Genomic DNA, 14,565 nt, shown 5'->3' on the forward strand with positions numbered 1-14,565 from the left:
CTTATAATATCTTGCCCATCTCCTCTAGCAAATATATAGGTGTCATCATTATAGCCTCCATCAAGATAATCATTACCTTTTCCACCAATTAAAGTATCATTTCCATATTCACCATAAAGTTTATCGCTACCTTCTCCGCCTAATAAAGTGTCATTGCCGTTATTGCCATAAAGATAATCATTGCCTTCATTTCCATTTAAGATATCATCATCATTTCCACCATGAAGTTTATCGCCACCTTCGTTTCCATATAGCGTGTCTTTACCATCTCCGCCTAATAAAGTGTCATTATCTATTCCACCATAAAGGGTATCATCTCCTCCATATCCTTCTATGGTATCATCTCCACCATTGCCATAAATTATATCATTAGAATTGTATCCTTTTAGATTATTGCTATTATCATCGTCATCTACTTGTAATGCAATATCATTTAATGTTAAGATTGTATTATCACTAAAGCTAAATTTAATATTAAAATTATTGTATGCATTGTTTATATATAAGCTATCATTACTATTTTTATTGTTATTTTTAAGTCATTACTATTTGCTATTCTTGTTGCCAAAATATCTTCTTTAGCAATACCTTCTTGAAATTTAATTATATTATTTCCAGAATTATCACTTATAATATCTTGCCCATCTCCTCTAGCAAATATATAGGTGTCATCATTATAGCCTCCATCAAGATAATCATTACCTTTTCCACCAATTAAAGTATCATTTCCATATTCACCATAAAGTTTATCGCTACCTTCTCCGCCTAATAAAGTGTCATTGCCGTTATTGCCATAAAGATAATCATTGCCTTCATTTCCATTTAAGATATCATCATCATTTCCACCATGAAGTTTATCGCCACCTTCGTTTCCATATAGCGTGTCTTTACCATCTCCGCCTAATAAAGTGTCATTATCTATTCCACCATAAAGGGTATCATCTCCTCCATATCCTTCTATGGTATCATCTCCACCATTGCCATAAATTATATCATTAGAATTGTATCCTTTTAGATTATTGCTATTATCATCGTCATCTACTTGTAATGCAATATCATTTAATGTTAAGATTGTATTATCACTAAAGCTAAATTTAATATTAAAATTATTGTATGCATTGTTTATATATAAGCTATCATTACTATTTTTTATTGTTATTTTTAAGTCATTACTATTTGCTATTCTTGTTGCCAAAATATCTTCTTTAGCAATACCTTCTTGAAATTTAATTATATTATTTCCAGAATTATCACTTATAATATCTTGCCCATCTCCTCTAGCAAATATATAGGTGTCATCATTATAGCCTCCATCAAGATAATCATTACCTTTTCCACCAATTAAAGTATCATTTCCATATTCACCATAAAGTTTATCGCTACCTTCTCCGCCTAATAAAGTGTCATTGCCGTTATTGCCATAAAGATAATCATTGCCTTCATTTCCATTTAAGATATCATCATCATTTCCACCATGAAGTTTATCGCCACCTTCGTTTCCATATAGCGTGTCTTTACCATCTCCGCCTAATAAAGTGTCATTATCTATTCCACCATAAAGGGTATCATCTCCTCCATATCCTTCTATGGTATCATCTCCACCATTGCCATAAATTATATCATTAGAATTGTATCCTTTTAGATTATTGCTATTATCATCGTCATCTACTTGTAATGCAATATCATTTAATGTTAAGATTGTATTATCACTAAAGCTAAATTTAATATTAAAATTATTGTATGCATTGTTTATATATAAGCTATCATTACTATTTTTTATTGTTATTTTTAAGTCATTACTATTTGCTATTCTTGTTGCCAAAATATCTTCTTTAGCAATACCTTCTTGAAATTTAATTATATTATTTCCAGAATTATCACTTATAATATCTTGCCCATCTCCTCTAGCAAATATATAGGTGTCATCATTATAGCCTCCATCAAGATAATCATTACCTTTTCCACCAATTAAAGTATCATTTCCATATTCACCATAAAGTTTATCGCTACCTTCTCCGCCTAATAAAGTGTCATTGCCGTTATTGCCATAAAGATAATCATTGCCTTCATTTCCATTTAAGATATCATCATCATTTCCACCATGAAGTTTATCGCCACCTTCGTTTCCATATAGCGTGTCTTTACCATCTCCGCCTAATAAAGTGTCATTATCTATTCCACCATAAAGGGTATCATCTCCTCCATATCCTTCTATGGTATCATCTCCACCATTGCCATAAATTATATCATTAGAATTGTATCCTTTTAGATTATTGCTATTATCATCGTCATCTACTTGTAATGCAATATCATTTAATGTTAAGATTGTATTATCACTAAAGCTAAATTTAATATTAAAATTATTGTATGCATTGTTTATATATAAGCTATCATTACTATTTTTTATTGTTATTTTTAAGTCATTACTATTTGCTATTCTTGTTGCCAAAATATCTTCTTTAGCAATACCTTCTTGAAATTTAATTATATTATTTCCAGAATTATCACTTATAATATCTTGCCCATCTCCTCTAGCAAATATATAGGTGTCATCATTATAGCCTCCATCAAGATAATCATTACCTTTTCCACCAATTAAAGTATCATTTCCATATTCACCATAAAGTTTATCGCTACCTTCTCCGCCTAATAAAGTGTCATTGCCGTTATTGCCATAAAGATAATCATTGCCTTCATTTCCATTTAAGATATCATCATCATTTCCACCATGAAGTTTATCGCCACCTTCGTTTCCATATAGCGTGTCTTTACCATCTCCGCCTAATAAAGTGTCATTATCTATTCCACCATAAAGGGTATCATCTCCTCCATATCCTTCTATGGTATCATCTCCACCATTGCCATAAATTATATCATTAGAATTGTATCCTTTTAGATTATTGCTATTATCATCGTCATCTACTTGTAATGCAATATCATTTAATGTTAAGATTGTATTATCACTAAAGCTAAATTTAATATTAAAATTATTGTATGCATTGTTTATATATAAGCTATCATTACTATTTTTTATTGTTATTTTTAAGTCATTACTATTTGCTATTCTTGTTGCCAAAATATCTTCTTTAGCAATACCTTCTTGAAATTTAATTATATTATTTCCAGAATTATCACTTATAATATCTTGCCCATCTCCTCTAGCAAATATATAGGTGTCATCATTATAGCCTCCATCAAGATAATCATTACCTTTTCCACCAATTAAAGTATCATTTCCATATTCACCATAAAGTTTATCGCTACCTTCTCCGCCTAATAAAGTGTCATTGCCGTTATTGCCATAAAGATAATCATTGCCTTCATTTCCATTTAAGATATCATCATCATTTCCACCATGAAGTTTATCGCCACCTTCGTTTCCATATAGCGTGTCTTTACCATCTCCGCCTAATAAAGTGTCATTATCTATTCCACCATAAAGGGTATCATCTCCTCCATATCCTTCTATGGTATCATCTCCACCATTGCCATAAATTATATCATTAGAATTGTATCCTTTTAGATTATTGCTATTATCATCGTCATCTACTTGTAATGCAATATCATTTAATGTTAAGATTGTATTATCACTAAAGCTAAATTTAATATTAAAATTATTGTATGCATTGTTTATATATAAGCTATCATTACTATTTTTTATTGTTATTTTTAAGTCATTACTATTTGCTATTCTTGTTGCCAAAATATCTTCTTTAGCAATACCTTCTTGAAATTTAATTATATTATTTCCAGAATTATCACTTATAATATCTTGCCCATCTCCTCTAGCAAATATATAGGTGTCATCATTATAGCCTCCATCAAGATAATCATTACCTTTTCCACCAATTAAAGTATCATTTCCATATTCACCATAAAGTTTATCGCTACCTTCTCCGCCTAATAAAGTGTCATTGCCGTTATTGCCATAAAGATAATCATTGCCTTCATTTCCATTTAAGATATCATCATCATTTCCACCATGAAGTTTATCGCCACCTTCGTTTCCATATAGCGTGTCTTTACCATCTCCGCCTAATAAAGTGTCATTATCTATTCCACCATAAAGGGTATCATCTCCTCCATATCCTTCTATGGTATCATCTCCACCATTGCCATAAATTATATCATTAGAATTGTATCCTTTTATATTACTATTTTTTTGTTCTGCTATGATATATGTTAAAGTATTGTATTTATAAATTAAATCTTTGTATTCATTTAAATTACCATCTTTACTAGCTTGATTTATAAAGTTACTAAATAGTGAAGCAAGTTCTACTATATCATTTTTATTCTCAAAAAGAGTTATAAAATCTGCTAAATCAGTGAATGCTTTTTTAGGATCAGTTTTATTTATTTCATTAAATTTAGAAATAGCTTTATCATAGTTTAGATTAAATTTATAACTAATGTTATTGTCATTTGAATTTGTGGTCTCTTCTATGTTTAAGTCTATTAAACCGATATACTCTTTAAGCCTAGTTTGTGTTAGTAAAGATTTATAAGTAAAGTCTAGTATATCATCGTAAGCTTTGTTTATATTATTTATTATATCTTTTATATCACTATTTGTATTATAATAAAGTGTTGGTGTAACTTCACCTCTAAAATTATCAATGATTTGAAGTTTATATTTTATAGAGTCAAATTCTTTAAGTAAACCATCATCTATTTTTTCATTCATCATAGAGTTATTTTCAGAAGGAGTTAGTCTTATGTTTTTATATGCAGTATAAGAGTTTGGAAGTTGATTGTTATTGTTTTTAAGTATTTCTATTAAATAATTTCCATCTTTAAATCTTTCATCACTTGAATTTTTACTTAGATTAATTATTTCATTATAAATGATATCTTTATTTATACTAGTATCGCTATTTAATTTATCTACTAGGTTTATAATCTTAATTTCAGGCATATTATTATTTATAATGGTAGATTTTTGTAAAGAGTATGAGTTATTCTTACTAGTAGTATCTGACCACTCTTTTACTAAGGTTTGTAATAGTTTAATTTGTTCATCTTTAGTAGTTGCATTAATATAGGTTTTTAAAGTATTATATAAAGAAGTAGAAAGAGAGGCAGCTTTATTTAAATCTCTTAAAAAACCATATCCTTTTATATAAGGTAAGTTTATATATTTCTCATCAAGAATAGTATCTTTTTTATATATTGAATCAACCTTATTAACTTTAAGATTAATATCTGCTATTTCACCAGTTGTGCCATCAAATTTAGTAAATGTTGAAGTTAGTTCTTTAGTGTTATCAGTATTAATAATTTCATTTGATATTTTGTGATTTAAATTTATAGATTTTATACCTTTTTCTTCCAAACTAAAAAGCTCATTATCATCTACTAAAGCATTAGAGTTTTTATCTTGCCATAGTTTAAGAGTTTTAAATTCTTTATCATTTATATCTATTATATTATCTTTATTTGTGTCATACTCTTTTAGAGCATGAAAGCCATTGATTGCATGGTTATTTGTATTATTTAGTTTTGTAAAATTTCCAAATAGTTCATTTCCATCATCTATTTGATTATTTAAATTTTTATCTACTACAAGAAGAGCATCATCATTACCAACCCATGAAGTTTTAAAACTTATATTATCTGAGTTATGATCAAAATATACACCATTATCTAAAGTAGTTGTTTCTATACCATCATTATCTAAATCAAGGATAAGTGGGTCATAGATGGTTGGGAGGGTAAAGGGGTTTTCAAATTGACTTAGTGGAAAACTAGGAATTGTAGATTTGTTATCCATGAAGGGTGGGAGGGGATTTTTATTGTCGAAAAAATTATTTATACGCTTTGCCGCTTCATCGGCTAAATCTATAGCTTTTGATATTGCATCTATAATTCCTTCATAAGCATTTTCTCCTACAACAGAACCGGCAATAGCACCAACAACTCCACCTATTACTGCGCCAATAGTTGTTCCTATACCTGGAATAAAAGAACCGGCAACTGCACCAATTTCCCCTATTAACATTGCAGTTGCAGAAGTTCCAATTACATCTGTAGAATTTTTATCTGGATTTCCTTGTTTATCAAAAACACCAGAGATAACTCCATCAGTTATTGCATATATTTTACCAATTATAGTTCCTTTAGTAACAGAACCAGCTGCTTCTAATCCTTTACTTATCATGCCTCCACTAAGAGCTAAATATCCACTAAAACTAGCTAGTGCTACTGTTTTTCCAGTATTCTTATCAAATACAACTACCTCTTTTGTTCCATTGTTGTCTCTTGTGTAAGCATATCCTTGCATAAATACTCCTTATAATTTAAACATTTTATATTTAGTGATATTTTTACTTTCTAAAAACTCTATAAATTTATTGATGTCATCTTTTTTAAACATATTTAAATTTATAAAAAGCTTTAATCTCAATTTTTTGTATGGAATAACTAAACCATGTAGTAATATAGTTCTAATTATACTATATTCATTTCTTAATTCGCTATAGCAGCATTTTATAATAAAAAACTTTCTTTTAATTATAAAATAGTCTTCATAGCAAATAACTTCTTTTATATCAAAAGCATAAAAAAATATATACGGCGTAAAAACTAAAAGTACAAATCCAATAATATTAAAAGTGATATTATCATTAAACAGTAAGCCAAAGCAAACCAATGCTGCTGCTAAATACCAAAGAGTAGCAAATATATAATACAAAGTTATCATAAAAGATTTTTTTCTTTTCATTACAAAAATTGGTTTTTGTTCTGTATCGTCCATAAATGATTTCTCGAAATTAAATATTAAATTTACATAATTTTATAAAATTTATCATTAAAAAATATTATATAAAAATAACTATTTTATATTTTTAATTTAATATAAATTTACTTTTATAGATATTTAAATATCTGTTGTTTATTGTTTCAACTAATGCAATACTTTCAGCTCTTTCTTGATTTTCTTTTTCTTCTTGTGTCATTTTATACTCCTTTAAATGTTATTTTTTAATCTTTTTAAATTTATTCTTACAAGAAATATAGTAGTAAATATAAAAAATAGTGCATATATACCTAAATTTTGAAATAAAGCATATATAAATAGTCCAAATCTACTATGAAACATCCAATTACCCAGCAATGTATCTACTATATTGCCTACAATAAATCCAAATATACACCAAGCAAAAAATATAGTTATAAATATAATGAAAACATAATCTTTAAGACTTTTATTTTTATTCTTAAACAATGGTATAAATTTTTCTTTTAAAATTCCTTTATTTTTAAATTCACCAGTTCCAAAATATTTTCTAGCTTCCTTTGTCATATGTGGAATTTTATAGATATGCCATAAACAAAATATAACTAAAATTAACCATATATAACTTAAATAAAATTCGCAAATTTCAGGTATTTTGCTTTTATTTGTATAAATTTTAATATTAATAAAAATTTCATTCATAAAATTTGTAAAAATATTTAAAAATGGAAATTTATCGAATATATCTATAGGTAGGATAAAAACAAAAAACAATAACAAAAATTGTGCTAGAAACATTTTTTCACAAAATTTCTCATAAGGTGATAATTTGCCAAATTCATCATACTCTTTTTCTAATATTTTATATTCTTCTTTTGTTAAATTTGGATTTTTCAATTTTTTCCTTTTAATTAATATTTACATTTATAGAATGCTTTCTTGTTTTTTTGAACTCTATCAAATATAGGATTATAGTCATAAAATTTGATAACAAATCCAACATTTTGGTGTTTTTTATTGAGTTCTTTAACAATGGTACAAATTTCATCTCTTGTGTTTTTATCTACATTGTAATAAACATCATAATATAATGTATTAAATAATCCATCATATGGAAGTATATGTTTATTTGTGCAATCTTGAAATGATGAGCAATAGCCATTTTTGATTAAAATTAACTCAATATCATATACTGTTTTCTCTCCCAATTCAGTAGCCTCCCTATCAAGTCCACCATAGTTCAAAAATAATAATAAACCACCAACAAAAAGCATAAAAAAATAATTAAATATAATATGTCTTTAATAATAATTTTAAATACTTTTATAAATACTCCTTATAATTTAAACATTTTATATTTAGTGATATTTTTACTTTCTAAAAACTCTATAAATTTATTGATGTCATCTTTTTTAAACATATATTTATTAATAGTTACTGTAAATCTATATTTTTTAAATCTAAATCCTAGTGTTTTGGCTGTAATAGTTGGTAAAGAGCAATAGTATTTTAATCTATTGTAAAAAATTTTTTTAGTAAAAAACTTTCTTTTAATTATAAAATAGTCTTCATAGCAAATAACTTCTTTTATATCAAACATGCAAAAAAATTTATATGGTAAAAAAATTAAAAGTACAAATCCAATTATATTTGCAACAATGTTATCTAATGTCATAAAAGCTATACAAACAAATGCTGTTGCTAAATCCCAAAGAATAACAAATATATAATACAAAGTAATCATAAAAGATTTTTTTCTTTTCATTACAAAAATTGGTTTTTGTTCTGTATTGTCCATAAATGATTTCTCGAATTAAATATTAAATTTGCATAATTTTATAAAATTTGCACTTAATTTTGTCTTGTGTTTTAGTTATAATTGTATTTGAGATTACGCATAAACCTTTATAAATGTATATAGTTTTAATTCCTTGTAGATTAAACGAAAATCCACCTTTATAATCATCATAAGTTTTATTTTCCTTGCTATCTTTATTTCTCTTTTTATCTTTCTTGATTTTAAATTTTTATCAAAATTTAAACAAGTTTTAATGAATACAAGCAAAACACAACTTTGATAAAAATAACAAATTTAAATGAATTTATAGCAAAATAAATGTATAATTTTTCCATGATAGATCCTAATTCAATCGAACAATTAAAACTTAGAATCGACATTGCTGACATTATCGGTCATTATATACCACTTAAAAGAGTAGGACATAATTGCACTTGTTTGTGCCCTTTTCATGATGATAAAAATCCAAGTATGAGTATAAGTAGCGACAAAGGGCTTTTTCACTGCTTTTCGTGTGGTGCTGGAGGGGATGCGATAAAGTTTGTAATGGATTACGAGAAGCTTAGTTATCCAGAGGCTGTTGAAAAAATAGCTAGTATTTCAAATTTCGCACTTAATTATATAAAAACACAAAATGATATCAAAAAACCAGATAAAAAGATACTTGATATCGTAAATGCATATTATAGAAGTCTAATATTTCAAAACAAATTTGCACTAAATTATCTTTATGATAGAGGATTAAATGATGCTATGATAGAGAAATTTGAGATAGGCTTTGCACCTGATTCAAACTCAACTATAAGGCTTTTGCAAAATGAAGAAATAGATCAAAACGATGCGCTTGATGTAGGCATTATAAAGCAAAATCAAAATGGGCTTTATGCTAGTTTTATATCAAGAGTTACTTTTCCTATACGCAATCATGCTGGAAATTTAGTTGGTTTTGGCGGTAGAACTCTGGCAAAAGATAATCCAGCAAAGTATGTAAATAGCCCACAAAGTAAAATTTTTGATAAATCCACTTTATTGTATGGATATGACAAGGCAAAAACCAGCATTTATGAAAAAAAGCAGATGATAATTGTTGAAGGATATATGGATGTAATTATGCTTCATAAAGCTGGTTTTACAAATGCAGTTGCCGTACTTGGAACAGCTTTAACCCAAAAACACATACCGCTTATAAAAAGAGGTGATATAAAAGTAATCCTTAGTTTTGATGGCGATAATGCTGGTATAAATGCTGCCATAAAAAGCTCAGTACTTTTAGTACAAAATGGGATAGAAGGAAGTGTTGTTATCATAGAAAATGGCGAAGATCCAGCCGATATGGTAAAAGAACGCAAGATAGATAGATTAAAAGAGCTTTTTGATAACGGAATGGAACTAGGGCAGTTTTACATAAAAATGATTTCTAAAAAATACGATATAACAAGTCCTATTCAAAAACAAAAAGCCTATGATGAGATAAGTGAGTTTTTAAGATCTCTGCCAAAGATTATGGCTATGTCTTATGAGGGTGTTGTGAGCGAAGTGTTAAATTTAGATAATTTTAGATTAAACTATCGCTACGCAAAAAAAGAATCAAAGCCTGAGATTAAATTTAAAAATAAAGATTATTTAGAACTTAGTATTTTAAAAAGTGCAATGAGTTTTTCAAATTTAAAACGCATTTTGGTTGAACTTTGTGAGAAAAGTTATTTTAGAGTTCATAAAAAAGAGTATGGAGCTGTTGTTTATGGTGCAAAAAATGAAGAAGATGAAGGTGTATTAAGGGAACTTGATTTTGATGAGAGCGTGGAAATTTATAAAAACGAAGATACATTTTTGCAAGCTATAAAAATGTTAAAGATAAAATATTACGAGGGTATGTTAGAAGCTATGAAAAATGCAAATATAGAAAATAAACTTGAAAAGATAGAAAAAATAAACTCAAAAATTATGAAGTTAAAAGGCTTAAAATGAGAGCTTTAGCACTATTTAGCGGAGGGCTTGATAGTATGCTTGCTATAAAGCTGATAACTTTGCAAGGATTAGAAGTAACTGCACTTTATATGGATAATGGATTTGGTGCAACAAGTGAGCATTTTAAAATTTTAAGACATAGAGCAGCAAGTGTGGGCGCTGATTTTGAAGTTATTGATATGCAAGAGAGATATCTACAAGATGTTTTGTTTAATCCTAAATTTGGTTACGGAAAGTGGTTTAATCCTTGTATAGATTGTCATGGATATATGTTTAAAACAGCACTAAATTTGCTTGATAAATTTAGTGCAAATTTTGTCATAAGTGGCGAAGTTTTAGGTCAAAGACCGATGAGCCAAAGAAGAGAAGCTATGAATAGTGTTGCTAGACTTAGTGGCGATGAAGAAAATCTCATACTTCGCCCACTTTGTGCCAAGCTTTTAAGTCCAACAAAACCAGAAAATATGGGCTGGGTAGATAGAGAGTTGCTGCTTGATATAAGCGGAAGAAGTAGAGATAAGCAGTTAGAGCTTGTAAAGAAATTTGATATCAAAGAGTATGCAAGCCCAGCTGGTGGGTGTTTGCTTACATTAGAGCATTTTTCAAATAAGATAAAAGATATGTTAAATTACGGCGAAAAACTTGAAACTTCTGATATATCTTTTTTACGATACGGCAGACATTTAAGGCTTAAAGATGGGACTAAAATGATAGTGGGAAGAGATGAAAAAGAAAATGAAATACTAAGGTCTTTAAAAAACACTAAATTTGAAAATATCGACATAAGTCCAAACATAGGTGCATATAGCCTCATAAGTAAAAACTCTTCATATCAAGATAAACTTCTAGCTTCAAAAATAGCCATAACATACGCAAAAACGGATCCAAATTTAACATATGATGTTTTTATAGGCAGTGAAAAATTTCAAATTTCACCTTTTGAAGATAAAGCTTTGATATCAAAATACTTAATAAGGTAATCATCTTGGAATTAGCTATCATAGGAACAACTGCTAGCGGCAAAAGCGATTTAGCTATAGAGTTGGCTTTGAGATATAATGCAGTAATTTTAAGCCTTGATTCTCTTTGTTTGTATAAAGAGATAAATATCGCCTCAGCAAAGCCAAGTTTAGATGAGTTAAATTCGGTTTTACATTTTGGTATAAATTTGGTATATCCAGATGAGTATTTTAGCGTTGGAGAGTTTATAAAAGAGTATCAAAAAGCAAGCAATTATGCTAAAAAGCACTCCAAAAATCTTATAATAACAGGCGGAAGCGGATTTTATTTAAATGCCATGTTAAAAGGACTTGCACCTAAATTTGATGATATTACAATAGATATAAGCGATGATGAAATTTGGGAGTTAGCTTGTAAATTTGATACAAATTTTGTAAATAAATTTAGTAAAAACGATAAATTTAGACTTCATAAATGGTATCAAATTTACAAAACAACATCTCAAATTCCTAGTAAATATTTAAAAGAAAATAGGCAAGAGCCGATTATAAAAGGTATTAAAATATTTGAAATTCAAGTTCCAAAAGAATTATTAAATAAAAAAATAAATATTAGAACTCAAAAAATGTTAAATACGGGTTTGATAGATGAAGCAAAATATCTATCTAAAAAATACGGAACACATCATAAATCCCTTAATTGCATAGGTTTAAAAGAAACATTTAGTTATCTAAGAAATGAAATTTCAAAACAAAATCTTATAGAGCTTATAAATACACATACTATACAACTTGCCAAAAGACAACGAACTTTTAATAAATCACAATTTATTATTAATAAATTCTCCGCTCCTATTGATGAAGTTAAATTGGCTCTAAGCTCGTATTTATCTAAACAATACATATAGTGACATTTTTATTACATTTATTTTACATTTAATATTAAGCTATTTTTAACAAAAAATGAATTAAAATACATAACTTAATATATAAAGTTATATTAATTTTGTAAAATTAAAATCATCAAAGGAGGATTCTATGGAGAATGCTTGGTTAAGACGTTTTTCTAAAGCCTGTTTGATTTTGGCTGGTGCTTGTTTTTTAAGCACTGGTGTATATGCCGAACAAACAACTGCAGAAAAATATCAAATGAAGTTAAATAGTGCTGGATATCCAGAAAAAGATGGTAATACACCTAGAACATTAGATGATTATGTCCGTGGTGCCGATAAATTTATGGATTTACTCATTGATAAACACCCAATGTTTAAATACGAAAAAGATGGTCGCTTGGTTGGAAAATATACAATTAGCGATAGAATGGAAGAATTTGTCGAGATTAATAGTGGTCCAAAATATGCTAAAAAAGTTGGTTTGGAGCATGCTGCTGTAACTTACAGACTTGGTATGGAATCAATATTAGATTTTCCTAATAAATTTGTAGGTCCTAAAAAATGTGGCGAGTGTCACCCTGCTCAATATACACAATGGGCTAGATCAAGACACGCAAAAGTTGTTAGATTTCCAGATGAATTAGAAGAAGTTGGCGGAGATCCTAAAAAGAAAATGTATAATTCTCCTTCTAGTATTTTGCCTTTGGGTATAGAAGCTAACGATGTTTATGCTGTTATTGGAACACCTAGAACAAAATATGGCTTTGTAGATAGATGGTTAGTTCGTGGAACTTATCATGTTCAAGATGGAAATTTAAGCGATTTAAGCGGTAAAATGGTTGCTGGAGGTAATCAGTTCTCAAGACTTTGGTCAGAAAACATAACCCCTGATATGGCTAAAAAAATAGCTGAATTTTCACCAGGTTTCCCAACAAAAATGGAAGAGTTTGCTCACTCAAGATCAACTGTTTGGGGAACAAACTCATATGGTTCAAAATATGCTGAAACTATGATGTTCCAACCTGCAAGTTCGTATTGTGAAGTTTGTCATAGTTTTAAATTTGATTTTAAATCAACTGAAGAATTTTACAATGCAATCGGAAATGTTGAAGAACTTAGAAAACACACGATATCAAAAGGTATAAGCTGTGAAGAGTGTCATGGTGCTGGTGCTCACTTATATGGCGCAAGAGGTGCTGGAATGCCATCAAATTGTGAAAGATGTCACCAAAGATTTGCATACCATGCAGATGAAGCAGAGCCAAATCCTAGAAAACCATTCAATGTTTATTTCAAATCAAGTTGCCCATCTTGTGGAACAGAGGGTTCTCAAATGTATAGTTCAGCTCACTACGATAAAGGTATGAGATGTAACACTTGCCACGATCCACATGAAGTTACAGCAAATGACTGGAAAGATGGATATACAAGAACAGGTCTTAAGAAAACTTGTCAAGATTGTCATGAAACACAAGCTAGTTTCTTTAAACAAGGCGGAATTCATGCAAAAGATAATTGTACAGGTTGCCATATGCCAAATATGATGAGTTGTGAAAACTTTGCAGCAGTTCAAAATCCTGATAAAGCTGGATTTGATAATGTTAGAGCAAGTCACATATGGAATATAAAAGTTGATAAAACAGCTAAATCAATCAATCCTCCAGCAGGAAAACCAAGAGATCCTCTAAAAGTTAAGGGATGGAGATTTGAAAGAGATGAAAATGGTAGATTCTTTGTTGACTTGATGTGGAGTTGCGGTAGAACAAGCTTTAGCGATCCTGATCTTATGGCTGGACCAAATGCTAGTGGATGCCATAGTGCTGTTCAATCAACATTACCAAAAGATTTACACTTTACAGATCAAGAGAAAATTTATGATGTTGTAATGAAATGGCAAACACCTATAAAAACTGGTTTTGCTGAAATTAGCGATGGTATCAAGAAAATAGATAAGGCTATGGCTAATTCAAGTCTTTCAACAGAGAAAAAAGTTAAAGTTATAACTTTAACTAAACAAGCTCAAGAAATTTTAGAAAAACTTCAAAAAGATGGATCATGGGGTGTTCATGGACCTGCTTACTCTAAGAAAATAGTTGATGAGGCTTTAGTTTACATAAAACAAGCTCAGAACATTTTAGACGGCAAGAAATAATTATTTTCCGTCTTAAAATCATGTATAGATGCCAAAATAGGCATCTATACAATAAT

General features: G+C 28.7%; 9 protein-coding genes and 1 pseudogene. 4 read left to right on the forward strand and 6 right to left on the reverse strand.

Annotation, left to right across the window (positions count from 1 at the left end; genetic code table 11):
• Window positions 1-29: 29 nt before the first annotated feature.
• From CSPT_RS09395 to CSPT_RS01300, 6 genes and pseudogenes are all read right to left on the reverse strand, one after another.
• A pseudogene (locus tag CSPT_RS09395) lies at window positions 30-500 on the reverse strand (calcium-binding protein); the annotation flags it as partial.
• The gene (locus tag CSPT_RS01280; RefSeq protein ID WP_149051349.1) at window positions 497-6,283 is read right to left on the reverse strand and encodes an SPM autocatalytic domain-containing protein; all 5,787 of its coding nucleotides are present in this window, start codon (window positions 6,281-6,283) and stop codon (window positions 497-499) included. The gene CSPT_RS01280 and the pseudogene CSPT_RS09395, both read right to left, overlap by 4 nt.
• A gap of 9 nt (window positions 6,284-6,292) precedes the next feature.
• A complete protein-coding gene (locus CSPT_RS01285; RefSeq protein ID WP_089181944.1) occupies window positions 6,293-6,757 on the reverse strand; it encodes a hypothetical protein in 465 nt (154 codons plus the stop codon).
• Between the two features lie 213 nt (window positions 6,758-6,970).
• Entirely contained in the window at window positions 6,971-7,636 is a 666-nt protein-coding gene (locus CSPT_RS01290; protein WP_089181945.1) for a hypothetical protein, read from the reverse strand.
• A 14-nt stretch (window positions 7,637-7,650) separates the two neighbouring features.
• Window positions 7,651-7,947 carry a hypothetical protein gene (locus CSPT_RS01295; protein ID WP_143297546.1) on the reverse strand — a complete coding sequence of 99 codons (297 nt, stop codon included), beginning with the start codon at window positions 7,945-7,947 and terminating at the stop codon, window positions 7,651-7,653.
• 128 nt (window positions 7,948-8,075) lie between these two features.
• Window positions 8,076-8,537 carry a hypothetical protein gene (locus CSPT_RS01300; protein ID WP_089181947.1) on the reverse strand — a complete coding sequence of 154 codons (462 nt, stop codon included), beginning with the start codon at window positions 8,535-8,537 and terminating at the stop codon, window positions 8,076-8,078.
• 318 nt (window positions 8,538-8,855) lie between these two features.
• Here CSPT_RS01300 and dnaG point away from each other — a divergent pair, with 318 nt between their 5' ends.
• The 4 genes from dnaG to CSPT_RS01320 all read left to right on the forward strand — a co-directional run bounded on the left by dnaG (window position 8,856) and on the right by CSPT_RS01320 (window position 14,509).
• Window positions 8,856-10,505, forward strand: coding sequence for a DNA primase (gene dnaG, locus CSPT_RS01305; RefSeq protein ID WP_309543848.1), 1,650 nt, complete (start codon window positions 8,856-8,858; stop codon window positions 10,503-10,505).
• Complete coding sequence (locus CSPT_RS01310) at window positions 10,502-11,485, forward strand: argininosuccinate synthase domain-containing protein (protein WP_089181948.1); 984 nt, start codon at window positions 10,502-10,504, stop codon at window positions 11,483-11,485. Before dnaG ends, CSPT_RS01310 begins: the two co-directional genes overlap by 4 nt.
• The gene (gene miaA / locus CSPT_RS01315; protein WP_089181949.1) at window positions 11,485-12,372 is read left to right on the forward strand and encodes a tRNA (adenosine(37)-N6)-dimethylallyltransferase MiaA; all 888 of its coding nucleotides are present in this window, start codon (window positions 11,485-11,487) and stop codon (window positions 12,370-12,372) included. The genes CSPT_RS01310 and miaA overlap by 1 nt, the downstream gene beginning before the upstream one ends.
• A gap of 241 nt (window positions 12,373-12,613) precedes the next feature.
• Window positions 12,614-14,509, forward strand: coding sequence for a cytochrome C (locus tag CSPT_RS01320; RefSeq protein WP_170228723.1), 1,896 nt, complete (start codon window positions 12,614-12,616; stop codon window positions 14,507-14,509).
• Window positions 14,510-14,565 lie beyond the last annotated feature (56 nt).

The sequence above is a fragment of the Campylobacter sputorum subsp. sputorum genome (assembly GCF_008245005.1).
Classification (GTDB): Bacteria; Campylobacterota; Campylobacteria; order Campylobacterales; family Campylobacteraceae; genus Campylobacter_F; species Campylobacter_F sputorum.

Coding starts and splice junctions, on each gene's coding strand:
- CSPT_RS01280 (WP_149051349.1), bottom strand. CDS start 6,283: ATGCAAGGATATGCTTACACAAGAGACAACAATGGAACAAAAGAGGTA.
- CSPT_RS01285 (WP_089181944.1), bottom strand. CDS start 6,757: ATGGACGATACAGAACAAAAACCAATTTTTGTAATGAAAAGAAAAAAA.
- CSPT_RS01300 (WP_089181947.1), bottom strand. CDS start 8,537: ATGGACAATACAGAACAAAAACCAATTTTTGTAATGAAAAGAAAAAAA.
- dnaG (WP_309543848.1), top strand. CDS start 8,856: ATGTATAATTTTTCCATGATAGATCCTAATTCAATCGAACAATTAAAA.
- CSPT_RS01310 (WP_089181948.1), top strand. CDS start 10,502: ATGAGAGCTTTAGCACTATTTAGCGGAGGGCTTGATAGTATGCTTGCT.
- CSPT_RS01320 (WP_170228723.1), top strand. CDS start 12,614: ATGAAGTTAAATAGTGCTGGATATCCAGAAAAAGATGGTAATACACCT.